At 65.2% G+C, this 26,161-nt stretch carries 26 protein-coding genes; 11 read left to right on the top strand and 15 right to left on the bottom strand.

Annotation, left to right across the window (positions count from 1 at the left end; genetic code table 11):
• Positions 1-28: 28 nt before the first annotated feature.
• On the bottom strand, positions 29-1,954 hold the full coding sequence (locus tag ACWHYV_RS09820; protein ID WP_447980457.1) for a hypothetical protein: 1,926 nt from the start codon (positions 1,952-1,954) through the stop codon (positions 29-31).
• 36 nt (positions 1,955-1,990) lie between these two features.
• Positions 1,991-2,944: an AAA family ATPase gene (locus ACWHYV_RS09825; RefSeq protein ID WP_447980458.1), complete on the bottom strand. Its 954-nt coding sequence runs from the start codon at positions 2,942-2,944 to the stop codon at positions 1,991-1,993.
• A 165-nt stretch (positions 2,945-3,109) separates the two neighbouring features.
• Between ACWHYV_RS09825 and ACWHYV_RS09830 the strand changes: the two genes are divergently transcribed.
• From ACWHYV_RS09830 to pabA, 3 genes are all read left to right on the top strand, one after another.
• Positions 3,110-3,733: a LysM peptidoglycan-binding domain-containing protein gene (locus ACWHYV_RS09830; RefSeq protein ID WP_447980459.1), complete on the top strand. Its 624-nt coding sequence runs from the start codon at positions 3,110-3,112 to the stop codon at positions 3,731-3,733.
• A 3-nt stretch (positions 3,734-3,736) separates the two neighbouring features.
• A complete protein-coding gene (trpE, locus tag ACWHYV_RS09835; RefSeq protein WP_447980460.1) occupies positions 3,737-5,245 on the top strand; it encodes an anthranilate synthase component I in 1,509 nt (502 codons plus the stop codon).
• A gap of 82 nt (positions 5,246-5,327) precedes the next feature.
• On the top strand, positions 5,328-5,915 hold the full coding sequence (gene pabA / locus ACWHYV_RS09840; protein WP_447980461.1) for an aminodeoxychorismate/anthranilate synthase component II: 588 nt from the start codon (positions 5,328-5,330) through the stop codon (positions 5,913-5,915).
• Here the strand turns inward: pabA and ACWHYV_RS09845 are convergent.
• The gene (locus ACWHYV_RS09845; RefSeq protein ID WP_447980462.1) at positions 5,908-8,223 is read right to left on the bottom strand and encodes a GspE/PulE family protein; all 2,316 of its coding nucleotides are present in this window, start codon (positions 8,221-8,223) and stop codon (positions 5,908-5,910) included. The two genes, pabA and ACWHYV_RS09845, sit on opposite strands and share 8 nt — an antisense overlap.
• Before the next feature lie 280 nt (positions 8,224-8,503).
• Here ACWHYV_RS09845 and ACWHYV_RS09850 point away from each other — a divergent pair, with 280 nt between their 5' ends.
• Entirely contained in the window at positions 8,504-8,884 is a 381-nt protein-coding gene (locus ACWHYV_RS09850) for a DUF423 domain-containing protein (RefSeq protein ID WP_447980463.1), read from the top strand.
• A 9-nt stretch (positions 8,885-8,893) separates the two neighbouring features.
• Here ACWHYV_RS09850 and ACWHYV_RS09855 read toward each other — a convergent pair whose 3' ends face one another.
• Together ACWHYV_RS09855 and ACWHYV_RS09860 are read right to left on the bottom strand one after the other, a co-directional pair.
• Positions 8,894-10,033, bottom strand: coding sequence for a hypothetical protein (locus ACWHYV_RS09855; RefSeq protein WP_447980464.1), 1,140 nt, complete (start codon positions 10,031-10,033; stop codon positions 8,894-8,896).
• A gap of 64 nt (positions 10,034-10,097) precedes the next feature.
• Complete coding sequence (locus ACWHYV_RS09860) at positions 10,098-10,898, bottom strand: dienelactone hydrolase family protein (RefSeq protein WP_447980465.1); 801 nt, start codon at positions 10,896-10,898, stop codon at positions 10,098-10,100.
• 247 nt (positions 10,899-11,145) lie between these two features.
• Here ACWHYV_RS09860 and ACWHYV_RS09865 point away from each other — a divergent pair, with 247 nt between their 5' ends.
• Complete coding sequence (locus tag ACWHYV_RS09865; protein ID WP_447980466.1) at positions 11,146-12,120, top strand: Gfo/Idh/MocA family protein; 975 nt, start codon at positions 11,146-11,148, stop codon at positions 12,118-12,120.
• Between the two features lie 44 nt (positions 12,121-12,164).
• On the opposite strand, the gene ACWHYV_RS09870 is transcribed toward ACWHYV_RS09865, so the two are convergent.
• Together ACWHYV_RS09870 and ACWHYV_RS09875 are read right to left on the bottom strand one after the other, a co-directional pair.
• Entirely contained in the window at positions 12,165-12,401 is a 237-nt protein-coding gene (locus ACWHYV_RS09870; RefSeq protein WP_447980467.1) for an Lrp/AsnC family transcriptional regulator, read from the bottom strand.
• Positions 12,402-12,438: 37 nt separating this feature from the next.
• Positions 12,439-13,890 (bottom strand): Kelch repeat-containing protein, encoded by a 1,452-nt coding sequence (locus ACWHYV_RS09875; protein ID WP_447980468.1) that lies wholly within the window; start codon positions 13,888-13,890, stop codon positions 12,439-12,441.
• A gap of 341 nt (positions 13,891-14,231) precedes the next feature.
• On the opposite strand from ACWHYV_RS09875, the gene ACWHYV_RS09880 reads away from it, so the two are divergent.
• Genes ACWHYV_RS09880 through ACWHYV_RS09890 form a run of 3 tightly spaced genes read left to right on the top strand, consistent with a single transcriptional unit; the run spans position 14,232 to position 16,425 of the window.
• Positions 14,232-15,761 carry a YifB family Mg chelatase-like AAA ATPase gene (locus tag ACWHYV_RS09880; RefSeq protein ID WP_447980469.1) on the top strand — a complete coding sequence of 510 codons (1,530 nt, stop codon included), beginning with the start codon at positions 14,232-14,234 and terminating at the stop codon, positions 15,759-15,761.
• 11 nt (positions 15,762-15,772) lie between these two features.
• Positions 15,773-15,976 (top strand): hypothetical protein, encoded by a 204-nt coding sequence (locus ACWHYV_RS09885; protein ID WP_447980470.1) that lies wholly within the window; start codon positions 15,773-15,775, stop codon positions 15,974-15,976.
• Between the two features lie 23 nt (positions 15,977-15,999).
• Positions 16,000-16,425 carry a hypothetical protein gene (locus ACWHYV_RS09890; RefSeq protein ID WP_447980471.1) on the top strand — a complete coding sequence of 142 codons (426 nt, stop codon included), beginning with the start codon at positions 16,000-16,002 and terminating at the stop codon, positions 16,423-16,425.
• A 53-nt stretch (positions 16,426-16,478) separates the two neighbouring features.
• Here the strand turns inward: ACWHYV_RS09890 and ACWHYV_RS09895 are convergent, their stop codons facing one another.
• From ACWHYV_RS09895 to ACWHYV_RS09905, 3 genes are all read right to left on the bottom strand, one after another.
• Positions 16,479-16,865, bottom strand: a complete 387-nt coding sequence (locus ACWHYV_RS09895; protein ID WP_447980472.1) for an Hsp20/alpha crystallin family protein — start codon at positions 16,863-16,865, stop codon at positions 16,479-16,481.
• Between the two features lie 79 nt (positions 16,866-16,944).
• Complete coding sequence (clpB, locus tag ACWHYV_RS09900) at positions 16,945-19,542, bottom strand: ATP-dependent chaperone ClpB (protein ID WP_447980473.1); 2,598 nt, start codon at positions 19,540-19,542, stop codon at positions 16,945-16,947.
• A 95-nt stretch (positions 19,543-19,637) separates the two neighbouring features.
• Positions 19,638-19,838 carry a hypothetical protein gene (locus ACWHYV_RS09905; RefSeq protein WP_447980474.1) on the bottom strand — a complete coding sequence of 67 codons (201 nt, stop codon included), beginning with the start codon at positions 19,836-19,838 and terminating at the stop codon, positions 19,638-19,640.
• Between the two features lie 187 nt (positions 19,839-20,025).
• On the opposite strand from ACWHYV_RS09905, the gene ACWHYV_RS09910 reads away from it, so the two are divergent.
• Together ACWHYV_RS09910 and ACWHYV_RS09915 are read left to right on the top strand one after the other, a co-directional pair.
• Positions 20,026-20,850 carry an SDR family NAD(P)-dependent oxidoreductase gene (locus tag ACWHYV_RS09910; protein WP_447980475.1) on the top strand — a complete coding sequence of 275 codons (825 nt, stop codon included), beginning with the start codon at positions 20,026-20,028 and terminating at the stop codon, positions 20,848-20,850.
• Positions 20,847-21,659 carry a hypothetical protein gene (locus ACWHYV_RS09915; protein WP_447980476.1) on the top strand — a complete coding sequence of 271 codons (813 nt, stop codon included), beginning with the start codon at positions 20,847-20,849 and terminating at the stop codon, positions 21,657-21,659. The genes ACWHYV_RS09910 and ACWHYV_RS09915 overlap by 4 nt, the downstream gene beginning before the upstream one ends.
• A gap of 13 nt (positions 21,660-21,672) precedes the next feature.
• Here ACWHYV_RS09915 and ACWHYV_RS09920 read toward each other — a convergent pair whose 3' ends face one another.
• The 3 genes from ACWHYV_RS09920 to ACWHYV_RS09930 form a co-directional block, all read right to left on the bottom strand.
• On the bottom strand, positions 21,673-21,879 hold the full coding sequence (locus ACWHYV_RS09920) for a hypothetical protein (protein ID WP_447980477.1): 207 nt from the start codon (positions 21,877-21,879) through the stop codon (positions 21,673-21,675).
• A gap of 125 nt (positions 21,880-22,004) precedes the next feature.
• Complete coding sequence (locus ACWHYV_RS09925; RefSeq protein WP_447980478.1) at positions 22,005-22,688, bottom strand: FHA domain-containing protein; 684 nt, start codon at positions 22,686-22,688, stop codon at positions 22,005-22,007.
• 242 nt (positions 22,689-22,930) lie between these two features.
• The gene (locus ACWHYV_RS09930) at positions 22,931-23,308 is read right to left on the bottom strand and encodes a response regulator (RefSeq protein ID WP_447980479.1); all 378 of its coding nucleotides are present in this window, start codon (positions 23,306-23,308) and stop codon (positions 22,931-22,933) included.
• A 362-nt stretch (positions 23,309-23,670) separates the two neighbouring features.
• On the opposite strand from ACWHYV_RS09930, the gene ACWHYV_RS09935 reads away from it, so the two are divergent.
• Positions 23,671-23,964, top strand: a complete 294-nt coding sequence (locus ACWHYV_RS09935) for an RNA recognition motif domain-containing protein (RefSeq protein WP_447980480.1) — start codon at positions 23,671-23,673, stop codon at positions 23,962-23,964.
• Position 23,965: 1 nt separating this feature from the next.
• On the opposite strand, the gene ACWHYV_RS09940 is transcribed toward ACWHYV_RS09935, so the two are convergent.
• Both ACWHYV_RS09940 and ACWHYV_RS09945 read right to left on the bottom strand, forming a co-directional pair.
• On the bottom strand, positions 23,966-24,523 hold the full coding sequence (locus ACWHYV_RS09940) for a hypothetical protein (protein WP_447980481.1): 558 nt from the start codon (positions 24,521-24,523) through the stop codon (positions 23,966-23,968).
• A gap of 141 nt (positions 24,524-24,664) precedes the next feature.
• A complete protein-coding gene (locus ACWHYV_RS09945) occupies positions 24,665-25,720 on the bottom strand; it encodes a DUF362 domain-containing protein (RefSeq protein WP_447980482.1) in 1,056 nt (351 codons plus the stop codon).
• Positions 25,721-26,161 lie beyond the last annotated feature (441 nt).

Below are 26,161 nucleotides of genomic sequence, written 5' to 3' on the forward strand. Positions count from 1 at the left end.
TGAGAGCTGTAAGCGCACGGCTTGCGGCTCATTCCAAAATGAACTTCGCGGCATAGCTCCGGATCTCATGGCCGTTCAGGACGTGAAATCGCCGCAGCCGGTCTACGGTTTGCCCGGAAAACCGCGCCAGTGGAATGACGACCAGCCGGCGGTTGAATTCACGCACGACGCGGCGCCATCTGGCTCGCGGCGGGATCGGCGTGACCACGGCGATGTGCGGCTCGCGGGAGTGGAGGGCCGCCGCCGCGATCAAGCGCTCTTCGAGCGTGCGGGTGAACGCCAGCACGGGGTCGTCCCAGACGTTGGGAATCGGGCGCGGCGGGTAGAGAAACAGCGCCCCACCGTACCGCGACTGGCCGATGCCCGGTCCAATCATGTTGTCTTGGAACGGGCTGGCGTAGAAACACAGGGTCGACTCCTCCGGATGCTCGGCGTACCAGGTGGCTTGCCAGGAATAGACCGCGGGGTCGGCGGGAGTGTCGAAGAGAAAGACGACGACGTCGACGTTCCCACGGGCGGGTGGAATCTCTTTGACGTAGATCTCGGGCTTGACCGGCCCGTCGAGGGTCGGCGGCAGGGCGCCCCGGCGGCTGGCGGACCCCGGGAGCAGCCGGTGCCAGTGACGCAGACTCTCCCGGAGGTCGATGCCGTCCTTGACGGAGGTCGTAAACTTCTCCACCCGTGCCAGGTCCGCTCCGAGGATCGCCTTGGCCTGTTCGCGCACGTGGCGGGTGAAGCTCTCGATGCGTTCGTCCTCGGGCGGCCACGAGCATTGGCGGTATGGATCCCATTGCAGAGCCCAGCGACGGCTCTTCGCGCGGCTCGGGGTGGGGTGGAGCGACAAGGATCGCCAGACGAGGGGAGGGCCTTGAAGGCGATTGTTCGCCGCCAGAACGTCCCCGTCGGGTAGCTCGAGCTTGCCGATGCCTGCCGCCACCGTCGGCCGCAGCCCTGCCGCCGGGTCTTCTTGATAGCGGTAGCGCTTTGCCGTTTCCAGCAGCACGATCGCGAACTGATCCCCCGCCATTTGCTTCGCCGCCAGGACCAGTGTGTAAAGGTCCGGCGTCAACCGGCGTTCCATCAAGGCCAGGTTTCTGACGTACCGAAGATAGAGGGTGAGCAGATGAGGCGTCACCCAATTGCCGATCGACGTCCCTTCCTCGCGGCTGCGGGTCAGCCAGGCCGACCGGGTCTCGAGCAGCAGCTCCTTGATCCCATCGATGCTCAGGTGTCGGTCCGATCGCACCTCGGCGCGGCGGCGCTCAGAGAGCTCGGTGATGAAGGGCAGCTCGCCGAGCAGGAAGTACAGGGTGGCGGGATCGGCGGGATAGGCGGTCGGGCGACCGGACGGCGTCTCCGGCGTCCGGTACGGCGCCCGTTCCCGATAGGCCTGGCGCAACCATGGCCAATCCGTGAGCGGACAGAGACAGAGGATGGCGTCGAACGTGAGCTCGAGCTCATGCAGCCGGAACGCCATCCAGGCGATGCGTGCCGCCTGCTGGCTCGTGTCCTCGGGAGCGGGGAGCGCCGGGAGGAGCGCCGAGGCGAACGTGGCCAGCGGGACTTGCTTCAGCGCGTAGGCATCCGGGGCGACGAACGGGGTAGGCTCGAAGACCGCCACCTCGCGGTCGATATAGGCCCGTGCAATCCCCTCGCCCATGGCGACCCGGATGCCCATGATGACCGGCTGACAGGGATCGACCGGGACGAAGCTTGCCGCGGCGCCCGCTTCGGCGGGCTCGGGGCTCACGACGACGGAAATCACGGGCAGGGCCTCGACCGCCGATTCCACCGGCTCTTCGAAAGACGGCGGAAGCGGAACCGCGAGGCAGTCGAACCGCCCGGCCACGAGCGTCTCCCTCACCTCCTGCGCGACATCGCCGCTCCCGTGCAGGATGGGAAGGAGGTGGATGCGGGGCGACAGCCGGAGGACGGAGTCAGTGAGATCGGTCATCGCGCGTCTGTCTCGGGCGCTCGCTCGAGCGGCTCGTCACTTGTCGGGGTGCAGCGGATCGGTGCCTTCGAAGAAGAAGTCTCCCAGGCCCTGCGGCAACGACTGATCTCCCAGCGCACGCGCCCGCCGCCGCGACAACGATTCCAGGTCGAGCGCTTCTTCTCCCAACACCTTGACGACGGCTTCACGCCACACCGCATCCTTGGACAGCGGGTGCGCCGGATCCTGAGCGAGACGCTTGAGCGCATATTGCAGGAGATGGATGCCGTCGCGCACCGAGAATTCGAGTTTGAGCGCATGGGCGTCCTGCAGAAAATTCACCGTCAACGTCACCATCTCCGCGGGGGCGAAGGGCAGATGATAGCGGAGGATCGCCAACTCGTCGTGACGGCTGGGATAGCCCACCGCCAGCGTCGGCTGGAGGCGCGAAAGGATATAGTCCGGGACTTCGTACGTGGAGGCGTCCTCGTTCATCGTGACGCAGCAGCGGAAGTCGGGATGGGCGGGGACGAGGATCCCGGCGACGATGGACTCGATGCAGCGCCGGTGGTCCAAGAGCGAGGCGAGGGAGGCCCAGCTCTTCTCGTTCATGCGGTTGCCTTCGTCCAAGACGCAGACCCCTCCCGTCACCATCGCGGAGACGAGCGGAGAGGCATGGTAGGCGATGGTCCCCGACTCGGCGAGCACCGGCGTCACGAGCAGATCCTCGGGGCGCGTATCCGCCGTGCACTGGAAGATGTACAGGTCCTGCTTGCGCTCCCGAGCGCCGGACATCGCGAGCGTCGTCTTGCCGATGCCGGGGGGACCGGTGATCCGAGGGGACAAGGGAAGATCTTTCTCGTCGATGACCAGCCAGCAGGCGAGCAACTGGGTGAGGATCTCCCGGGCTCCGATCCATTCCTGGCTCAGCTCGATGGGCTGCGCCAGGCGGAGCGTGACGCCGTCCACGACCACGTGCCGCTGGCTGTGCTGCTTGGTGCGCTCAGTCATGGTCTCGGCAGACGGTAACACAGCCCTCGGGAACGGGTCAAACCGATCGCGTCCTAAGCCTTTGACTTTCCAGTCGCCCAGGCACTATTCTTGGCAACCTCGTGCCTCGTGCGGAGCGGCGGGCCTTCGTGGTCCCGAGCGTCGTCGTCAACGAAGGGTGCCACCATGGTGAATCATCACCGTCTTCTGTTCAGCACCGGATGCCTCCTCGTCCTGGGCCTTGCCCTGAGCCTGTCCGGCTGCGTCATGAAAGAGCAGTACGAAGCGGAGAAGAGCCGGGCCCTGAATTTCCAGCGACTCCTCGCGCAAGAGGAGAAACGGACCGGTGAGCTGGATGCGGAGATCAAGCGGCTCAAACGGGATCTGCCCGATCTGGAGGCGCGCCATCGCGAGCTGAGCGCGCAGCTACAGGCGGTCCGCGAGCAGATGGCCCGCGTGCAGGAGGAAAATGCCGCTCTGCGCGAAGCGGCGGCGATCAAAGCCAAACAGGAAGCGGAGCGAGCCGAGCCGAAGGGTAAGACGTCCCGGCCCAAACCCAAGGTCCAAGCGGCGCCGCCCAAACACCTCGATGCGCCGACCACGCCGATCGTCCCCGAGGAATCCCCGCAAGCCCACGCGGCGCCGAACGCCGATCTGGGCACGCCGATCTACCATGAGGTCAAACCCGGGGACACGCTGTTTCGACTCTCACGGCAGTATGGAGTCCAGGTCGAGCAAATCAAAGAGTGGAACGGCTTGCGCGACAACCTGATCGAGGTCGGGCAAAAATTGTTGGTCGGGTATCAGTGATCCATGGTCTCCCCTACGTATTCATTGACCTTCGAAGAGTTCAAGCGGCTCGCCTCGCACGGCAACTTGATCCCGCTGTATCAGGAAATCCTCGCCGATTTCGAGACGCCCGTGTCGGCCTTGACGAAAATCGATCACGGCGCCTCCGCCTACCTGCTCGAGAGTGTCGAGGGCGGGGAGAAGTGGGCGCGGTATTCCTTTCTCGGGAGCGGCTCACCGATCGTGATCCAAGAGGACCGCAACGAGCTGGTGGTCACCAGGGGTGACCGCCCGGAACGTTTGCGGATCGGGCGGGATCTGGGGACGACCCCGCTCGACCGCATCCATAACGTCATGGCGGAGTACCGGCCTGTCGTCGTTCCCGGCCTGCCCCGGTTCGTGGGCGGCGCCGTCGGATACCTGGGATACGACCTCGTTCGGTATTTCGAGGACATCGGGGCATCGAGGAAGGAGGACGCCGGGCTCCCGCTGATCGCCTTGTTGCTGACCGATACGCTGCTGATCTTCGACAACGTCGCGCAGACGATCAAGATCGTGGCGAACGCGCACGTGCGTTCCCCGCAGCCGTCCGAGGTCCGGCGCGCGTACCGGGATGCGGTGGACCGGATCGACGGGATGATCGCCCGGTTGAAGCGACCGTTGCGGCGGAAGCCCGCCCCTCGCCGCCGAAGGCCGATGACGTTCGCCCCGAACATGAGCCGGGCCGACTTCGAGAAGATGGTCATGCGGACGAAGGACTATATCCGTGCGGGAGATATTTTTCAGGCGGTGGTCTCCCAACGCTGGGAGACGAGAATCACGACCCGCCCCTTCGAGATCTATCGCGCCTTGCGGCTGGTCAACCCGTCCCCGTACATGTATTACCTCCGGATCGCCGGCGTCGAGCTCGTCGGGTCGTCGCCGGAAACGCTGGTCCGCTGCGAAGACGGGCGGGTCTCGCTGAGGCCGATCGCCGGCACGCGGCGGCGCGGCGAGACGGACGCGCAGGACCGGCAACTCGAGCGCGAGCTGCTCGCCGATGAGAAGGAACGGGCCGAGCACGTCATGCTCGTCGATCTCGGGCGCAATGACGTGGGCCGCGTGGCTCGAGCGGGGACGGTCCGCGTGGATCGGTTCATGACGGTGGAGCGCTATTCCCACGTGATGCACCTCGTCTCGGACGTGAACGGGACGCTGGAGCAGGGGCGCTCGGCCTATGATGTCCTGCAGGCGTCGTTTCCCGCCGGGACGGTGTCCGGAGCGCCGAAGATCCGCGCGATGCAGATCATCGAAGAGCTGGAGCCCACCCGGCGCGGGCCGTACGCGGGGGCGGTGGGCTACTTCAGCTTCTCCGGGAACATGGACATGTGCATCAATATCCGCACGATCGTAATCAAGGGCCGGCAGGCCTACATCCAAGCCGGCGCGGGCATCGTCGCCGACTCGCAGCCCGAGCGCGAGTACGAGGAGACATGCAACAAGGCCCGGGCGATGATGAAGGCGATCGAGCTGGCGGAGCGGGGACTGGAATAGGACGTTACTCGTTATTCGTGAATCGTGAAATGGAAATGCTTGTCCGATTAACGAGTCACGTTTAACGATTCACGGCATTCATATGCTCCTCATGATCGACAACTACGATTCGTTCACCTACAACCTCGTGCAATACCTGGGGGAGTTGGGGGAGGACGTCCGGGTCTATCGCAACGACCGGATCACGCTCGACGAGATCGAGGGCTTGCGGCCGGATCGCATCGTCATTTCGCCGGGGCCGTGCACGCCGAAAGAAGCCGGCGTGTCGGTCGCGGTCATTCGCCGCTTTGCCGGGCGCGTGCCCATGCTCGGCGTCTGTTTGGGACACCAGTCGATCGCCGACGCGTTCGGCGGCGACGTCGTGCGCGCCGAGCGGTTGATGCACGGAAAGACCTCGATGATCCGCCACGACGGGAAGACGATCTTCCAGCGGCTCCCGAATCCCTTCGAGGCCACCCGCTACCACTCGTTGATCGTCAAACGCGAGACGCTGCCGGCCTGTCTGGAAGTGACGGCGGAAACGGAGGAAGGGGAGATCATGGGGATCCGGCACCGCGAGCTGGGCGTCGAGGGCGTGCAGTTCCATCCCGAATCGATCCTCACCGGCTCCGGCAAGGACCTGCTGCGCAACTTCCTGTCGCTCTCGTCGCCCGCCCGCGTCGCTACTTGATCGCGACCGATTTCACCTGCTTGTAGGTCGTGAGACCCGACAGCACCTTTTCGATGCCGTCCTGCACCAAGGTGGTCATGCCTTCCTGGACGGCCAGGTGGAGCATTTCTTCCGTCTTGGCCTTGTTCTGGATCAGCCGCTTCATCGCATCCGTCCCGATCAACAGCTCATGGAGCGCCAGCCGCCCTTTGAATCCCGTCCGGTTGCACGCATCGCACCCCTTGCCCCGGTAGAGCTTGAGGCTGCCGTCCTGTTTCACGTTCAGTCGCGGCCAGAGCTCCGTGCCGTACCCTTCCATCAGCTCCTTCAACTCGTCCTGGTTCGGCCGGTACTCTTCCTTGCATTCCGAGCAGATGCGTTTGCACAGCCGCTGGGCCAGCACGCCCAGCATGGCGTCGGCGAAGCTGAACGAATCGCAGCCCATGTCCAGCAGACGGGTGATCGTCTCCACGGCGCTGTTGGTGTGCAGGGTGCTGAAGACGAGGTGGCCGGTCAACGAGGCCTCGATGCCCGTGTCCGCCGTCTCTTTGTCCCGCATCTCACCGACCATGATGACGTCCGGGTCCGCCCGCAAAAAGGCGCGCATCGCCATCGCGAACGTGAAGCCGATCTTCGGCTGGACCTGCACCTGGCGGAGCCCATACTGGGTGATTTCGACGGGGTCCTCGGCGGTCCAGATCTTCCGCTCCGGCGTATTGATGTATCCCAGCACGGCGTGCAGGGTCGTCGTCTTACCGGATCCGGTGGGCCCCACGCACAGGATGATGCCGTAGGGCTTTTCCGCGATCTTCTTCAGCTCGCGCAGGTTTCGGTCCGAGAACCCCATCTTCTCCAGCGGCAACGGCTCGCTCGCGGCCAGGATACGCATGACCACGTCCTCGTTGTAGCCGGCCGTCGGCACCGTCGCCACGCGGAGCTCGATTTCCTTGTTGCCGCCGACCTTGAATTTGATCTTGCCGTCCTGCGGCTTGCGACGCTCGGCGATGTCCAGGCTCGCCATGATCTTGATGCGGGAGACGATGGCCCGGCGGTAGATGGACGGGATCTTCATGTACTCCGAGCAACTGCCGTCCACCCGGAAGCGGACCACCGTTTCGCGTTTGTCGCCGTACGGCTCGATATGGATGTCCGAGACCCCGAGGCGATATGCGTCGGCGATGATCTTGTTCGCGAGCCGGACGATGACGTTGTCGTTCTCGTCGACCCCGGTCGTCGCCGCGTCTTCCTGCTGCTCCGACTGCGCCTCGCTGACGAGCTCGCCCAGGATGTCGCTGATGGAGCCGCCGTCGGCCGGCATCGTGGCGTCCACCTGTCCCGTGGCGACGCGGAAGAACTGAGCAATGTCGCGTTTGAGGCAGACGGCGAAGCGGATCGTCTGGCCGGGGAACATCCGTTGGATGTCCTGCACCCGCTCCAGATCGTTCGGGTCGTCGATCAGGATCTCGATCACGTTCTTGTTGCGTTTGAAGGGAATCCACGAGTTCTTCTTGAGGTAGTCGATGTTCAGGTTCCTGAGGAGCTCGGGGTCGATGACGGTGCGGTCGTCGAATTCGACGTGCGGGCACTGGTAGAACTGGCTCAACGACTTGCCGATGTCCGATTTCGGGACCTTGTACTTCTCGATGAGGATCGAATCGATGTCGCTCATGCCCTTGCGCGACTCCGCAATCGCCGCGTCGAGCTCGGATTGGGTGATCTTGTTCGCCGCGACCAGGTAGTCGAATTTCGTGATCGTCTTCTTGGCGACCTTGCGGAGGTTGTAGAAGGCGATGCCGAGACTCTTGGCGATCTCGGCGACCGATTCCTCGTCCTTCTTGGTGAAGCGGCCGCCGCCCTTTTTGTTCAAGAGCTGGACGACCCCCATGAGGTATTTGTTTTCCGCGACGATCGGGTAGTTCAGCACCTGTTTCGTGCGAAATCCGGTCTTCTTGTCCCAGGCGGTGTCGTGGGACAGCAGGGGATGGATCTTCATCAATTCCGCCTTGTTGTAGGCGTCGTCGATGTTCACCGGGCGCAGGTATTTGGCCGAGAACCCGGCCAGACTTTGCTCGCTGATCGGCAGGCGGATTTCTTCGACCCCGTCGACGTGCGGAACTTTCGAAAAAATCTCTTTTTTCTCCGGGTCGACCGCGTAGATGCTCAGCTCTTCGGCCTCGAAGAGCCCGAGGATCTCACGATTGAGGTCCAAGAGGATCTGGTCCAGATCCTTCGCCGCGTGGATTTGATTGGAGATACGCTTGACCTCCTCGTCCCGGGCGATTTTTTGTTGTAATTCCTTGACGCTATCGGGGAGGGTCTTCGTGTCCATCTCACCTCCGGTCGGCGGGCCGTACGCGTACGAATCCGAGTCAAAACCATAGCATAAAAGCGTGTTTCATCAAGGCGGTCGGCACAGCCCTGACGCGCAGACCGCCGCGAGCCCATCCCAATCGCCGATGGCATCTCCGCCTATCCATTGACGTTCTCGGAGGGCTCCGGCCGATCATGGGGCGTGCGGACGGGAAGCCGTCCGAGGCGGCGTCGCGGAGGTTGCGGTCGTGAGAGGCGGAGTGTACAGTGCGCGATTCGTCGAGTTAAGGGGTGAGCGGATGCGGCGGTTCTCGGTCTTGGGCGCGGTGTTTGGATTTCTCGGCGTCGTCGCGGGCGCGTTCGGCGCCCATTCGCTGAAGGCCGTGCTTTCCCCCGAGCAGTTGACCGTTTTTGAAACCGCCGTCCGCTATCAGATGTATCACGCGCTCGCGCTCGTCCTGGTCGGCGAGCTGGGCGCGCGAGCGAGCCGGACGGCGTGGCGCCAGGCAGGCATCGCGTTCGCGGTGGGGATCCTCCTCTTTTCCGGCAGCCTCTACATGCTCCTGCTTTCGGGCGTCAGGTGGCTGGGCGCGGTCACTCCGCTGGGTGGCGTGGCGTTCTTGATCGGCTGGGCGCTGGTCGGACGAGCCTGCTGGAACGCCTCCTCCGAGGAGCGGTGAGCAATCGGCTCACGGGGCGCAGGGGGCGATCCGCTTGCCGGTGATCGATCCCCAGGCGCCGCTCGAATTCACGAATGTGCCTTCGAGTCGCTGCCCTTCGCCCGTAAACAGCAGGCTGTCCTCCTGAAATCCACCCGGGTAGTCCCAGCGTAGATACACGACGTCGCCGAGCACGACGGTTTTCGTCGGTTTGACGACCGCGGCCTGGCTGCCCGGCGCCGAGAAGATCATCGTGCTCTTGTGATCGAGATGGTTCTGGTGGTTGTGGACCGTCCAATTCCAAGTCCCGCACAAGCGCAACAGGCCCCTGGTTTCCCGCACGCGCTCCGGCCAACCCTTGAGCGACGCCCAGGCGAGGCGTGCGCGGTGCTCGGCCTCGGCCTCGGTGGTGATCGTTCCCGCGACCAGCGAGGCCAGCAGGACGGGTTGGAGTCGGGTTCGAAAGTAGCGGGGGGCGAAGCGCGCCTCGGAGACGCCGGTCTCGCTTGTGGCGGCGCCGTTTCCAGAGACGCCCAAGCGCGCCATGATGCCCGCAGCGCCCTCGGTTTCGGCTATGGCGACCCACGACCCTTCCCCGCTCAGCTTCGGCCCGTTCTGATCGAGAGATCCGGCAAACTCCGAGTACCGAGACTCATCGGCAGCCGGGTCGTCGGGCACGTCGCGGAACAGTGCGGCCGCCGAGGCGAGCCGAAAGAGCGGCTCCAGCGATCGATAGCCGTGACGCTGCGCCAGCCACTCCTGTTGGGGCCGCGCCTGCTCGACCAGCCGGCCGATGGCGCCGGTGTCCCGTTCCGTCGCGGCGCGTTTCAGGCCGTCGGCCAGCCGCCAAGCGGCGAGGTGGGCGGTCAGTTCACCGCCGGTCTGGATGAATTCCGAGACCGGTGGTGAGCTCGGGAGGGGCGGGGCATTCTTCGTGCGCGGGCGTGCCGCTTCCGAAGGCGGTTTCGGCAGGCGGAGCACGTCGAGCAGCCGCGATTCGAACAGGTGTCGGGCCCGATCGTCGGACGTGACTTCGGTCAGACGCGGGCCCTCGGTTGCAAAGATCGCCGGGACGTCGAGGTCCGCGCCGGCCGAAGGGGCTCCGTGCGCCGACCCTGGGAAGGCCGCTGCCAACACGATGGCGGGGATGAGCGCAACCAGCGGGGTCATGAATCTATTGTGCGGCACGGAGGTCAGGAACTCAAGGCGCGGAGGGTGAGATGAATCTGGAAGGTCAGCGCTCGGCTTGAAACCGCTCGTTGAGAAACGCGACCGTCGCGTCCCACGCGGCCCGTTCGGCGTCCGGTCGATACGTGTCCGTTCGCATCGTGTCGGCGAAGCCGTGCGGCGCGCCCTCGTATACCTTGATCTCCACGGGCTTGCCGGATTCCTTGCCCGCCTGGCGAAGCCGGTCGAGCTCGTCCTCGGTCACCAAGGGATCGTCTCCGGCTCGGTGGTAGAGGACAGGGCAGACGAGATCCTTGAGGGTCGCGGCCGGCGCCGTCACACGGCCGTAGTAGGCGACCGCGGCCCTCAGCCGCTTCCGCTGACACGCAAAGCGAATCGCCAGCGAGCCGCCCAGCCCGAACCCGACCACCGCATGGAGGTTTTTCTTGACCTGATCCCGACTGTTGAGAAACTCACAGCACGAATTGATGTCCTGAAGGACCTCGGATTCCTTGATCCGTGCAGCAAGGGTGTCGGCCGTCTCGGCATGCGCCGTGACCATGCCGCCCTGGCGGCCGTAGAGATTGGGGACGATCACCGTCATCCCTTCGCAGGCAAGGCGGTTGGCCACGTCCTTGATCTGCGCATTGAGGCCCCACCGCTCATGGAGCAGAACCACGCCCGGATAGAGGCCTTTTTCTTGCGGCCAAAAGACGATGGTCTCGACGAGGGCTTCCTTCGGGGTCCGGGTCCGATAGTAGGGGTCGACCGCCGCATCGCTCAACGAGGGAACAGGAGCCCCGCTCGGAAATCGAAAGGCGCCGGTTCCGATCTGCTGTAATGAAAACGGGGGTTGCCGTTCTGCCATCTCTACGCTCGACTCAGTGCGGACGGGCGGCAAGGAGGCCGTACTATAGGACGGCCGGGAAGCCTTGTCAATTTGATCGTCCAGCTCGATGGACCAGGCCGCGTCCTGGAGGCGGGTGCGACGTCACCGCGCCGTCCACGGAGCGAGCGATCGCGGTCCTGCTCTCGGTGCACTTCCCGCCGCCTCCTGTTAGAATGCCGGACGCGGTGAACCTTCGGAAGGGACGAGACTGGAAGGGACCAGACGGATGGGAGCTGTCGGCGTCGGATTGATCGGGCTCGGTCGTCATGGGATGCGGTACGCCCGTCACTTGCTCGCCCCGCTGCCCGGCGCCAGGCTCATCGCCGTGTCTCGTCGAGACGAGGCGAGTGGACGGGGATTCGCCGAGGCGAATGATCTCCGGTTCTATCCGGACGCGGAGAAGCTGATCGCCGACCCCGATGTCGAGGCGGTGATCGTCGTCACGCCGCCCGCCTTCTCGCCCGCTCTGTGTTTGGCCGCGGTCCGGGCTCGAAAGCCGATCTTGATCGAGAAGCCGCTGGCCTGCACCGCCTTGGAGGCCGCGCACATGGCGGAAGCGGCGGAGGCCGCCGGGGTGCCGTTGATGACCGCCCAGACGCTCCGGTTCGACGAGACGATCCAGGCGCTGAAAAGGGAGACGCCCGGCTTGGGACCGTTGCGCTACATCGTCCTGACTGCACGCATGGAGGCCGACCGCTTCGTCGGCAAGGTTCCGGCCGAGTACGGCGGCCGTGGTCTCCTGCTCGAGATCGGCGTGCACCTGTTCGACTTGATCCGGTTCGTAACCGGGGAGGAGATCGGCGACGTGCGGTGCGGGATAGAGCGGGGGAATTCCGGGCAGGAGACGCGGGTGCTCGCCGAGATCCGGACCACCGGCGGTCATCCGTGTCTGGTCGATCTCTCGCGGGTCAGCGCCGTGCGGGTCTGCCGGGTGGAGTGGGTGGCTGACGGCGGGCAACTGCTTGCGGACTGGTCGCGCTCCCATCTCGTCTGCGCGCTTCCCGGTCAGCCGCTGGAGGAGCGGACCTTTCCTCCGAGCGCGACGATCGTGGCGACGCTCACGGCGTTCCTCGAAGGCCTCGAAAGGCATGCGCCCATGCCGGTCACCGGCCGTGACGGCCAGAAGGCGGTGGAGGCCGTCGATGCCTGCTATGCCTCCGCCTTGACGGGGCAGCCGGTGCGCCTGGCAGGATTTGGTTGAACAAGGCCCAGGGCTCGAATCTAACAGGAAGTGAAGGGCACGGATCACGTATCGGCCACGATGTGCGTGTCGGTCTCCTCGACCCCGTCGATCGTGTGGACTTTGGTGATCACGACATCAGACAGCGCCTTCTCATCGGGGACGTTGACGAAGCTGAAAATGTCGGGCTGACCGAAACAGGGGTGGACCTGCTCGACTCCCGCCACTTTCTTGAGCGCCTTGACCACGTCCTTGGTCTTTCCCGCCTTCACCTTGATGAGAATATACGCCCGCGTCGGCATGGCAGCCTCCTTTGAGAGTAAAGGTCGCTCGTGAGCCTTACGACCCACCCGGCATTTCCCGTCGCCGTTCCATGAAACGAGCATGGATGCCCGGCCCCTTTGCGGCCAATTGCCGCCGGGCATCGACGAACACCGCGGCCAGGAGCGCGAAGTCCTCCTGCCCCACGTTATAGCCCCGAAAGGCTTCTCGTACGTCGGCGTGTGCCCACACATCGTGGCGCTGCGCGTAGTCGATGACGGCTTCCAAGACCTCGGACGTCCAGCCCTCGGTCGCAAACCGATCCAGGACCGCCGGGGCGCGATCGCCGAGCGCTTCAGCCAGGGCGCCGGCAAGGAGGCTGCGGACCGCCGGCTCCGGGCTTTTCAGGAAGGCCGCCTGAAATTGGATGAGCGCCTTGATCAAGCGGTTGGCGTCCGGGCTGGATTGCGGCGGAAGGATGCCGGCGTCCTCGAACGTGGCGAGCATCGCCATCACGGCCCCGACCTGTTTGGCGCTGGCGCGGCCCTGCGGCGCGGCGGCGCCAACCGGCGGCGGCTCGAACACCTCGTTGGCATCGCTGAACGATCCGCCCGGACGAGGGCCGCCGCTGATCACGTAGAGGCGAGAGCCGACCACGGCTGAGCCGAGCCCGTGGCGCGCCGTAGGCAGCGGGGCCATCGCCGCCCAACGGTCGTGAACGGGGTCATACGCTTCGTTGGTGGCGAACGTTCCCGCGGGTCCTTCTCCGCCGAGCACGTAGATCCGTTCCCCGAGCACGGCCGCGGTGATCCCGCTTCGCGGCGTCGGCAGGTCGGCCCGCGCCGTCCAGCGGTCGGCGATGGGATCGTAGGCCTCGTTGACGCTCAGATTCCGCCGGTAGTCGCGATCGAGGCGCCCGCCGACCGCGTACAGCTTGCCGTCCAGGACGGCGGCGGCCAGGTGGTCGCGTGCGGTGGGGAGCGGGGCTCGGGGGCGCCATCGCCGGGCCGCGGGGTCGTACTCCTCCACGGCGGCGGTATTGCCGTCCCCGTCGAATCCGCCGACGGCGTAGAGTTTGCCGTTCGATTCCGCGACCGCGAGCGCGCCGCGCGCCGTCGGCATGGACGGCTCCTCGGACCAGCGGCGCTCCTCGACGTCATAGGCGTACACCGTCGACACGGGCTTCCACACCGAGAGGAGCGACCGGGTGAAGCCGCCGATGACGTAGAGCCGACTTCCCACCACCCCGATCCCGACGTGATGGAGGCCGACCGGCAGCGGCACGCCGTTCTCCCACCGGTCGGTCGTCGGATCGTAGACCTCGACTTTGGTGGTGATCGAGAGGTCTCGGAGGCTGCTCATCGACGGCTCCTCGAAGCCGCCGACGACGTAAATCCGGCCGGCCACGGCCGCGGCCGCCACCTCGGTCCGTTTCGTCGGCGCCGGCGCAGCGATCTTCCAGGTGCCTGGAAGCCCGCGCTCCTCCGCGTGGGCCCCCGCGGCGAACGCCCAGACGAGGAGAGCCGCCAAGACGGACTCCGCCAGGGACAACATTGCGGAGGATGACGCGGACCATGGAGTGAGCGCGGCGAGGCGAGCCAGGCTCCACGGAGGGAAAACCCGAAGGCGCATGCCGGGATTATACGCGAGGCGGCAGGGCTGATCCAGCGATGAGGCGATGGAGGGGCGGCGATTGTCGGCGTCTGGAAAATCGCGCAGACGAACCACGCGCGGATCTGATCCACCGTGGGCCGTGACGCCCGGTTCCTCGACCGTCGTGTTGAAAAGCGGCGGAGGCGCCGCCTATAATCGCCGCGCGATGCAAGGCCGCGGCCGATCGATCACATGAGCCTTTCCACCTTGGAGCCCAGGTGCTCGCCAAAGTCCTGAGCGCAGCCATGATCGGACTCGATGCCCACCTCGTCGAGGTCGAGGTGGACATCAGCGGCGGCCTTCCTCAATTTTCCGTGGTCGGACTGCCGGACGCGACGGTCCGCGAGAGCCGGGATCGCGTGCGTTCGGCCCTCAAGAACACGGGTTTTTCCTTCCCGGTCAAGAAGATTACGGTCAATCTCGCGCCGGCCGATTTGAAGAAAGAAGGGTCGGGTCTGGACCTCGCCATGGCGGTGGGAATCCTGGTGGCGGAAGAGCTGATCCCGGCCGAGGCGCTGCACCGCCGTGTGCTGTGCGGGGAGCTGTCGCTCGACGGACGGATCAAGCCGGTTCCCGGCGCCTTGTCGATGGGGCTGGCCTTCCGGAAGGACTACGAGCTGCTGCTGGCGCCGGACAACGCCGCCGAGGCGGCGATCGTCGAAGGGGCCCAGGCGTACCCGGTCCGCACGCTCCCAGAGGTCGTGGAGTTCCTCTGCGGACGGACGGGATTGGTCCCGGCACGGACCGATGCGGCGGTACTCTCGAACCCTGCGGGTCACGACGACGAGGACTTCGCCGACGTCCGCGGGCAGGAACACGCCAAACGCGCGCTCGAGGTGGCGGCGGCCGGCGGACACAATATTCTCATGGTCGGGCCGCCGGGTTCGGGCAAGACCATGCTCGCCCGCCGCATTCCCGGCATCCTTCCGCCGCTCGAGCGGGAAGAGGCGATCGAGACCACCCGGGTCCACAGCGCGGCGGGGCTGCTCGAACCCGCCCGTCCGTTGCTGAACGCGAGGCCGTTTCGCGCTCCGCATCACAGCATCTCGGATGCGGGGCTCATCGGGGGCGGCGTCGTCCCCAAACCCGGGGAGGTCTCCTTGGCCCATCACGGCGTCCTGTTCCTGGACGAGATCCTCGAATTCAAGCGACACGTCTTGGACGGGCTCCGGCAGCCGCTGGAAGACGGCTCCGTGACGCTCACCCGCGTCAACGCATCGTTGCGCTATCCCGCCCGCGTCATGCTCGTGGCCGCGATGAATCCCTGTCCGTGCGGCTATTACGGCGATCGGACCAAGGAGTGCCTCTGCACGCCGTACCAGATCCGCCGCTACCGGGGTCGATTGTCGGGGCCTCTGTTGGACCGGCTCGATATCCACATCGAGGTCCCTCCGGTCCCGGTCCGGGAGCTCGGGGCGGAGAGCCGGCAGGAAGGATCGGGCGCGATCCGCGCTCGGGTGACGGAAGCCCGCCGCCGCCAAGCGGCGCGCTACCGCGAGGACGGGATCTTCAGCAACGCGCAACTGAAGCCGCGGCACGTGAAGAAGTATTGTGCGTTGGATCGCGCGGGCCAGGACCTGCTCGAGCAGGTGATGACCAAGCTTCACCTGTCCGCCCGGGCCTACGGAAGAATCCTTTGCGTCGCCCGCACCGTCGCGGATCTCGACGGGTCCGAGCACATCCGCGTCCCGCACGTCGCCGAGGCCATCCAGTACCGCTCGCTGGATCGGCAACGCGACATCCCCTGACGATGTCGTCCTTGCGGATCTTTGCCTGGTGGTTCATGGTCGGGGCCTTGATGGCCATGGCCGTGATCATGCTGCAAGGCGGCATTCGCGAGATCATGCAGGCGCAGGGCTCGCTGTGGGAAGTGAAGCTGGTCGAGGTCTTCACCGCGATCATGGGCGGCGGGTTGCTGGGCGGCTGCATTGCGTTGATCTTGAACCGTATTCGTAAACCCTAACAAGGCCAAGAGGATGGCGATCCATGGACGTTGAGATCGGGTCGAACCTGTATCGGAATACCGACGGCACGATCGAGATCGAAGGCGTGCCGCAGATGACCATTGCGCTGCGCAAGCCGGAAGGGCCGTTGCTGGTGAGTTTCGTGATGTTCGATGACGCCGGCCGGGTGACGCTGAAGATCGTGGACAGCACGATCGCGTTCAACGAACGCCGGGCTCATGAATTGGAGAAGACGCCGACCAGGCTCGTTCTCAAGCACGCGGAGTCCGGGAAGATCGTGTTGCACATGGACGTGAAGCAGCCGGGCCGGGTGTCGATCACCCAGGGCGACTTCATCACCGTGAAGGGACACCGGCTGGAGATCCTTCCTCACGAATGGCGGGTCGAGAAGACCAAGATGGCGGGAACCGATACGGACCTCAAAGGCGGGGCGGTCGCGCTGGGCTAGATCACGAACGAGGCGGGCGGCCGAACCGCCCGCCGCACGTGAACCGTCCCGGCTTATTCGATCGCGATGCGTCGCGGTTTCATCTCTTCGCGCTTCGGCAGTTCCACCGTCAGCACGCCGTCCTTGAAGGTCGCGCTCACCCGATTCTGGTCCACCGTGTTCGGAAGCCGGAACGACCGCGAAAACGCGCCGGACGGAATTTCATGGGCAAAGTACGTGCGGTTTTCCGCGCTCTCGTCCTTCCGCTCGCCCTTGATCGTGAGCACGTCGTCTTCCACGATGATTTCAACGTCTTTTCGGTCCATCCCGGGCAGCGCGACCTGGATCCAAAAGCCCCGTTCGTCTTCGTAGCTGTTGCAGGCCGGGGCCCATGAAGTCGTGACGCGCAGCGCCTCGTTCAGAAACTTGTCGACATCGAACGCATAGGTTGGTAGTGCCATAGGACCCTCCTTTCGATGGCTCGGCTGGCCGCCTCGGTGCCGATGTCTAGGGCTGGAGATAATCCCGAGGCGGCGCAAGTCAAGCGGCGCCGACGGTCGGGATCACCTCCAGATGGCCGTCTTTGAGGTCCACGGTCGCCGTGTCGCCGTCCCGCAGCTCGCCCTTCACCAGCAGGCGCGCGATCGGCGTCTCGATGTCCTGCTGGATCAAGCGCTTCAGCGGTCTGGCTCCATACACCGGATCGTAGCCGCGCCGCGCCACGTCCCGGAGAGCCGCCGGCGTCAGCGCGAGCGTGATCCGCCGCTCGGCGAGCCGCTCCCGCAGGCGTCCCAATTGAATGTCCACGATCTGGATCAGGTCGTCGGAGGTCAGCGGATGGAAGACGACCGTCTCGTCGACCCGATTGAGGAATTCCGGCCGGAAGTGGCGCCGCAACTCGGCCATGACCACGCTCCGGATCTCCTCGTACGACTGCCGGCGCTGCTGCATCTCGAGGATGTCCTGACTGCCGATGTTCGACGTCATGATCAAGACCGTGTTCTTGAAATCGACGGTCCGCCCTTGTGAATCCGTGAGCCGTCCGTCGTCCAAGACCTGCAAGAGCACATTGAAGACGTCGTTGTGCGCCTTCTCGATCTCGTCGAACAGGATGACCGCGAACGGCCGCCGCCGGACCGCTTCGGTGAGTTGGCCGCCCTCTTCGTAGCCGACGTAGCCGGGCGGGGCCCCGATCAACCGGGCGACCGTATGCTTCTCCATGTACTCGGACATGTCGATCCGGATCAGATTGTTTTCATCATCGAACAGGGTGGCCGCCAAGGCGCGGGCCAACTCGGTCTTCCCCACGCCGGTCGGGCCGAGGAACAGAAAGGAGCCGATCGGTCGGTTGGGGTCCTTGATCCCCGAGCGCGCCCGCAACACGGCGTCGGCCACGGCCCGCACGGCCTCGTCCTGTCCCACGACCCGCTGGTGGAGCAGCTCCTCCAGCCGCAACAGCTTTTGGAGCTCGCCTTCCATCAACCGGGTGACGGGGATGCCCGTCCACCGGCTGACGACGAGCGCGATGTCCTCTTCGTCCACCTCCTCCTTGAGCAACCGGCTTTCACCCTGCTTCTTGACCAGATGCTGCTCCTCGGCCTGCAGCTCGCGTTCGAGGCGCGGCAGCTCCCCGTAGCGGAGCTCCGCGACGCGGTTGAGGTCGTACGAGCGTTCCGCCCGCTCGATCTCCTGTTTGACGCCTTCGATCTGTTGCCGAAGCTTGCGGAGCCGGCTGACGGACACTTTTTCCGCTTCCCAGTGCGCCTTCAGGGCTTCGAGGTCGCGCCGTTTTTCGGCCAACTCCTTCTCCAGCGCCTCGAGGCGCGCCCGGCTGCCCGGGTCGGTTTCTTTGCGGAGCGCTTCGCGCTCGATCTCCAGTTGCAGGACCTTCCGTGAGACTTCATCCAGCGCCACGGGGAGGCTGTCGATCTCGGTCCGCAGCCGTGCCGCGGCCTCATCGACGAGGTCGATGGCCTTGTCGGGCAGGAAGCGATCACCGATGTACCGGTGCGAGAGCTTGGCGGCGGCGACGAGCGCGGAATCCTTGATCCGCACGCCGTGATGCACCTCGTACCGTTCCTTGAGGCCGCGCAAGATCGAGATCGTATCTTCGACCGACGGCTGGTCCACCATGACCGGCTGGAACCGCCGCTCCAACGCGGCATCCTTCTCGATGTGCTTGCGGTATTCGTCGAGCGTGGTGGCGCCGATCAAGTGCAGCTCGCCGCGCGCGAGCATGGGCTTGAGCAGATTGGCCGCGTCCATGGCGCCCTCCGCGGCTCCGGCCCCGACCACGGTGTGCAATTCATCGATGAACAGGAGGATCTGGCCTTGCGCCGCCTGAATTTCTTTCAGCACCGCCTTGAGGCGCTCCTCGAACTCGCCGCGATATTTCGCCCCGGCCACCAAGGCCCCCATGTCGAGCCCGATGAGGCGTTTCTGCTTCAGCCCATCCGGTACGTCTCCCTTGACGATCCGCTGCGCCAGGCCTTCGACGATCGCCGTCTTTCCGACGCCCGGCTCTCCGATCAAGACGGGGTTGTTCTTGGTGCGGCGCGACAGGATCTGAATGACGCGCCGGATCTCGTCGTCGCGCCCGATCACGGGGTCGAGCTTGCCGAGACCGGCGAGCTTCGTCAGATCACGCCCGTACTTCTCGAGCGCCTGATACGTGCCTTCGGGGTCCTGGCTGGTGACCCGCTGATTGCCGCGTACCTGTTGCAGCGCGGCCAGGAAACGATCGCGTGTGACGCCGAGTCGGCGAAAGACGCCGCCTTCCTCGACCATGGCCAGCAACACGTGCTCGACGCTCACGTACTCGTCGTGCAGCGCCTGCATTTCCTGCTCGGCGCGGCTGAGCACCTGTGAGAGGCGGGACGTGATATGCAGTTGCCCGGGGGCGCCTCCCGCGCCCTGTACTTGGGGCAGCTTCGCGAGCGCCTGCTCGGCTGCTTGCTTCACCGATGGGACCGCGAGGCCTGCTGCTTCGAGCAAGGGGGGCGTCATGCCGTCCGACTGCCCGATCAAGGCGAGCAAGAGATGCTCGACGTCGATGCCTTGATGGCTGCGCCGCATCGCCTCGGCTGAAGCCGACTGTAAGGCCTCTTGCAGTTTGACTGTCATCCGGTTCAAGTCCATACGAGCTCCTTGGAAGTGATCTGGGGCTAGTGATCGGAATAAGCACTGACCGTGCCAAGTCAACGCGGGGCGGCAGAAGAAAATGAGCACCGGCCCTAGTCGGGCTTTCGCAAGCGGCGTTCGATCTTGAAGAGCAGCCAGACGCCGAGGGCGCCGAGCACGACCAGCACGATCCCGAGAACCGCGAGCACAGCCAGGCCTCCCATGATTTCGTGCGGCATGGGGGGCAGATCTCCGGCGTGGCCGGCAAAGGCCTCGGTGATCAGGAACATGGTGAAGGATGGTGACGGATCCACGGTCCGCGTACAGCCGGCAGGATATCAACGAGTCCAACCGCGTACAAGCTACTCGGTACGGGACGCAGACGAGCGCCGCGCTCCATGCGGAGCGAGGCGAAGAGGACCAGACCGTGGGGTCATATTGACTCATCGGCGCAGACCGACTATTGTCGCGCGCCAGACCGTCGCACGAGGCAAGGAACCAGTGAAGGAGCACTCGAACCCTTTTGCGGTCATCACCGGCGCCTCACGCGGGATCGGCGCCGCCTATGCGAAGGCGCTCGCAGCCCGAGGCTATGATCTCTTGCTCGTGGCGCGCGATCGGCCTCGCCTGGCGGCGCTTGCCGACGAGATCGGGAAGCAGCACGGCGTCGCGGTGGACGTGGAGGCGATGAATCTGGCCGACAGAGACGCGGCCGAACGGCTGTTCGTCGCGGCCCGGCAACGCGCCGCGTCCGTGTCGCTGTTGGTCAACAACGCCGGGTTCGGTCTCTTCGGGCGGTTCATCGATCACCCCATGCCGAGGATTCAAGAGATGCTCCGACTGCACCTCGACACGGTCGTCGGCGCCACCCGCCTGTTTCTGCCCGGTATGCTGGAGCGTCGGTCCGGCTCCATCGTGGTCGTCGCGTCAACGGCCGGGTTCCTGGCCGTCCCGTACATGGCCGAATATGCGGCCACGAAGGCCTTCTTGATCAGCTTCACCCGGGCCTTGGCCGAAGAGGTGGCCCCGTTCGGCGTCCGGCTGCAGGTCTGCTGCCCGGGCAGCACGGAGACGGATTTTCACCGAACCGCCGGCTTCCGTCCCGACCATCCGCTCGGCGCCCGTACGGCCGAGGAAGTGGCCGCGGCTTCCCTGCGCGGTCTGCAACGGGGTCGGGTGGTCGTCACGGTCGGGTGGCAAGGTGGCCTGCTGCGTGCCGGGACCGGCGTGCTTCCAGCGGGCTGGTTGACGCGGTGGGCCGGGCGCTGGCTCGGCGCCGGCCTGGAGGCGGACAGGCGGACCCGAGCCGGGAGGGTCGGCCCGTGACGGAGATGGTGACGGCCACGCTTCGGCTGTACCGTGAGGCGCTCGAGGCGACCGTCCGCTCCTTTCGGCGTGGATGGAGGACGACCGTGGCCGTCATCGTCTTCGCCGCGCTGATGGTACTGGCGACGCAGATCGCCGTTCCGCTGGGGATGCTCGGCGGGTTCCTCCTGGGCGCCGTCAACGCGCTGCTGATCGGGGCGACCCTCAGCCTGATCGAGCAGACGATCAAGGGATCCCGCGTCATCGGCTTCCAGGATATCGTCGAGAGCTTCGGCCGTTACTTCTGGGACGTGATCGGGGTGGGGTTCGTGTTGTGGGTGCCGATGCTGGTGCTGGACAAGGCGATGGCGGCGAACCCGAACGGGCCGCTCATTTCCGCGGCGATCTTCCTGCTGCTGTTCATCCTGCTCAACCCCGCCCCTGAGGTGATCTACCAGGTCCGGCACGATTCGCCGTTGGACGTCCTCAGGGAGAGCTACGAGTTCGTGATCGAGAACTGGATCGAGTGGTTCTTGCCGCTCGCGCTGGTCCTTGCCCCGTTCGGCCTGTCCTTCTTCTTCGATCTCTCGCGTCGCTTGGGGCGGGGAGCCGGCTTGGATTTTTTCCAGGTCCTCGTCCTGCCCTTCACGCTGCTCAAGGCCTGGCTCCTCTATCTCGGCCTGCCCGAAGAAGCGAGCTGGATCCTACTCCTCCTCACGCCGCCCGTGGCCGTCGCCATGCTCCTCTTTCGCGGGCATCTGTTCGCCGCTCTGCATGGGTCCTCGCGCCGCCAGCGACTGTTCCGGCAACGGTTCGCCGATCCTTCCTGACACGCGCGCCGAGTCAAATTTCTGCGGCGACGGAAGCCGTCTTACCTTCGCATACCGAGCAGAGCCGGGGTGGGATGCCGGCCGTCGGTTGGGCCGGTGCCAGCGCCAATGCCGCGTCCAGGACCACGATCTCTTTCCCTTGAAACGTCCAGAGACGGTGGCATTTCGGACAACAGTACCACTGGGTATATCCCGGCCAGTCGCGGTCGCGCGTTGCCATACCGGGCTCACGATACTCAAAGTCCATGCCTCGGTGCAATGGGACCGGCCTGATGTCGCGGGTGGCGAGGGGTTGCGGAACGGCGGATGGGAGGAAGGATCGCCCGGCGTCCGTGCGGCCGTCGGCTAGACCTTCTCTCCTTGATAGAAGCTCAGCGTTACGCCGGCGGCTTCGATGACATCGCCGTCAGCCAGCGGAGTGGGGCCGATGATCGGGACATGATTGACGAGGACCTGCTTTCCATCCGGCCCGGGCCACACGGAGTACCCGTGGCGGTCGCGGCGGAAGACCGCGGCCTTCTTCGGTGCAAACCACCCGGTCAGCTTGATCGTGGCATGCTCGTCGGCCCCCAGGATCACGACACCGGCGCTGACCTGGTAGTGCGTTCGGTCCGTCTTCCCTGCGGTCACGAGCAGCGTCGCGATCTTCGGCGCGGGTTGGGCCGTCGCCTGGCTCGGACGCTCGAGCACCACCGTCTTCTCCAAGCTGGGTCCGTCCCCGGGAGGGTCGATTTCGGTCGCATCCTGGAACAGGAACCGATGGGTGGCGATCAGGATCTCATCCCCGTGCTTCAGCGGCTGCTCGTCGATCCTGGTGTTGTTGATGTAGGTGCCGTTCGTGCTGCCGAGGTCTTCGAGATAGAATGTCGTCTGGATCTTGACGATGCGTGCGTGGTGAGCGGAGACCGCGAGATGATCGATGACCAGATCATTGTCGGCCGCGCGACCGATCGTCAACTCCGGCCGATCCAGCGACACGTCCTCGCGGACGGCGTCGGTGAGCTTCATCAGCAGCTTGGCTGGCGCCATCGTCGCTCCTCCGCTCGGCCACCCGGCTGTGGCCGGGCCACTAGAAGTATAACCGAGGATCGAGAACGGCGGGATTCCGAGGCGTTCCGTAATGCTTCAGGGAGGGTCTCGGAGGCGATGGAGGGCATGTCCGCGAAGCCCGGCCATGGGACGGGAGAAGCGTTCGCTGGCGGTCGTGCGGAGCGCGCCGGGATCGGCCGCTCAGGGTCTTGCCCGACCGGTACGGGGCGCGAGGACGCGGTTCATCCGCAGGCGGCGCCGACCTGAGCCGGGCCGACCCAGCGTTCGATCAGGGTTCGCAGGTTCCGGTTCGCGAACGGTTTGACGAGGAAGTCATCGGCACCATCGCGGACGGCCTTGAGGGCGAGGTAGTGATAGCCGGTGATCACGAGGATGGGTGCGTCATAGGCTTCGGCTTTCAGTTGGCGCAGGACTTCGAACCCGTCCAGGTCGATCAGCATGATGTCGAGGAGGATGCCGTCGAAATGCCGGTGCCGCAGTAAGGCCAGGGCGCCGGCCCCGCTGTCGATGCTCTCCACCTGATAGCCGTAACTCGTGAGGACCCATTCCAGCATCGTTCGGCTGTGCGGTTCGTCTTCGACGAGCAAGAGCTTTTTCATCGCCGCCCTCCGGCCCGGGATTTTCTCCACCTTACGGCACAATCAGCCGGCGCAGTACTGGAGAAAGCCCGGTTCCGCTGTCGGTCGAGCGGCGAAGGACGTGTCGGAGAGCCGTGCGGACGACGCACCAGGAGGCTCGCCGGAGACGGCGGAAACCCAAACGATCGCCGACCAGGCACTGATCTACGTTTATTAACGTAGGTATGATCTTGACCGGCCGATTCGTGCACCTCCGATGGTGAACCTAGGTGAGAGGCGCTACACAAGGGCATAGTGGAACGGAGCGACGTCGTGCCGCGTCGCGTGTGGGATGGCCGGCCGCCCCTCCTGTCGGTCGGTCATCCTTTCCCCGGGGAGGAGCCATGCGGGTGTTCATCGATGGGTTGCCGCCGAGCTATGGAAGCGAGGATCTGCGCCGGTTGTTCAGCGAGTTTGGCGTGGTGATCGTGGCGGAGGTGGCTCGAAACAAGGGGCAGGAGTCGCTACAATTCGGCTTCGTGACGATGGCGACGAGCTCAGAAGCGAATCGGGCCGTGCAAGCCTTGAATCGCGCCGTCGTCGAGGATCATCTCCTGCTCGTCATGCCGGCGGAGAATCAGTGGTCCATGTGCCGCGTGAGGAGTACGCCGCGCGGGTGGCGCGGCGCCTTACCGTAGCTCATTGGCGCAGGGTCGGCCCGCTCTTCGCCTTTCCCGAATTCATCAATTCACGGACGCGCTTCGAAAACGCCTCCGGGTACAGCTTCACCCCGCAGTCGGGGCAGATTCCGTGTGTGAAGTCCGCCTCGGAATGCTGCTGGATGTATTCTTCCCACGGCAGCCAGTGCCCCTCGTCGTCCACGATCTTCTTGCAATTGCAACAGACACGAAGGAAGCCGTGGAGGACCTTCAGCTCGGCCGCCAAGTACGCCGCGCCTGCAATCATGACGATCGCAAGGAGCCGGTTCACCGCGACGATCCAGGGTTCGCCGCCGGCCGGAGCCCCCAACCACGCAACCACGTCGAGGGAGGTGCACACCACCCCCGTGAGAGGGATGGTCCACTGCCAGGGTAGAAATCGCGTCAGATAGACGGGGACGACGTAGAGGAAGGCGAGCGTCACACCGACCGGGGTCAACCAGTCACTGACAAAAATGACCGCGATCAGGGTGCTGATGAGAACGCTAAGCGTGGCGCGGTTGCGGAGGAGTTGGCGGCGCACGCTGGATTGTAGCATGAGGCCCTGGTCGGTCTGGAGGAAAATCTCCGCCTGCGCCTGGCCATGCGGCCAGGCAGGATGGACGGCAAGGCGGGTCGTCGCGGAGGTTCCGGCGCCGGGGGGCGGCCGCTGCGGATGTGGATGAGCCGGAGCGGCGTCCTAGAAGTGGAGCCGCTCACCGTAGGCGACCTGGGTAAATGCGCCGACCGCTTCCTTCAGGCTCATCGCCGGAAAGGTCATGCGATCGATTCGGCTTTCGCCCACCGACAAACGCTCGGCTTCCCAAAGATGCCGCACGGCTTGGATGTTGAATCCCAGGAGATAGGCGCCGACGACGTCGGCCGCCAGTGCGTCGGTGCTGGCGATGACCAGGCCCGTTTCGACCACATGGCCGTTCAACGGACCGTTCCCGATCATCGCAGGATGGCCGACCGTGATCGCCAACTGGATCGGGAAGCGCTTCGCCATGGAGGCAATAAAGGAATGGAGATCGTCGATGAAGTGATGCTCATGGGCGCGGCGTGCGCGTGGATAGCCGTAGTAATCGGCGGGCGGATAGGACATGGCGATGTTCTTCAAGGCCAGCGTCACGGTCGCCGTGGCATGCACCTTGAGCTGGTTCAAGGCCACGACCGTCTCGTATTCCAGGACGCGGGGGTTCACGAGAACCGAGTGCTGAGGGCCGGCGACCTCCTTCTCGGGAGCATAGGGAAGCTCCACCGAGACGAAGGGCGGGCGGTTGTGATCGAAGAATTCCACGCCTTCCTCCTCCACCACCTTCATCAGTCCGGCCGCCCGAAACACCTCATCGGTCTTGGCCGCCCCTGAGCCGCCGCTGACCACCAGGTGCCGCGGCGCATACTGCTTGAGGTACCTCAGCACGGCCCTCAGGGTGTCCGGCTGCGTCACTGCGCCGGTTGCGCCTGGTTTGGCGGACGTTTCATTGGGTTTGACGGCGACCAGCCTCCCGCGCACCAACGCCTCGACAGGGAGATGCTCCAAGGCCGCTGTGACCGCCGCCTCGATCTCGCGGTCCTGCGTGATGGCCACCGGAGTCAGGCGTGTCTCCTGCGTCGAGACGTGATGGAGATTCTGCTCGAGCGGCGGCGGGCCGTCGGGCACTCGAAACAGTGCCTGGACGCCGATCGGCGTGACCGCCATACCGAGGAGGGCCTGCAAGGAGGTGTTGAGAAACTTCCGGCGCGAGAGTGACATGACTCGACCTTCAAGGCGGAACATAGACTGCGGAACGGGGCGGTGACCATGAGAAATGGAGGGTGAGGTCTGTAGGGATGAGGAGGAGACGAGCAGCAGTCGCGGGTGCACTGCTCACATTCGACGGCTGGCTCGTGCCAAGCAGCCGCTCAGGCCAGAGCGACCGATGGCGCCAGACGGGGACAAGCATACGAAGTCGCTAACGTCGGTCCCGCTCTCCTTCTTGTCCGCTCGGGGCTTGCGGCTGGCCCCCGGTTCCAGGACTTGCTGCCTCCGGGTTGATCGACATCTCTGGGTCGACGTTGGGCGCAGGTACGACCGAGGGAGTATCGGGCAGTGTCTCGGGCTCTCGCTGAATCCCGGGATCGATACGGGATGGTGGGGGCGGAGGCGGGAGGTCCGAGGGCCGCTCGGGTTTCCGTGTCGGGCCGGGGCTGGGCT

The organism is Candidatus Nitrospira bockiana (assembly GCF_965152565.1).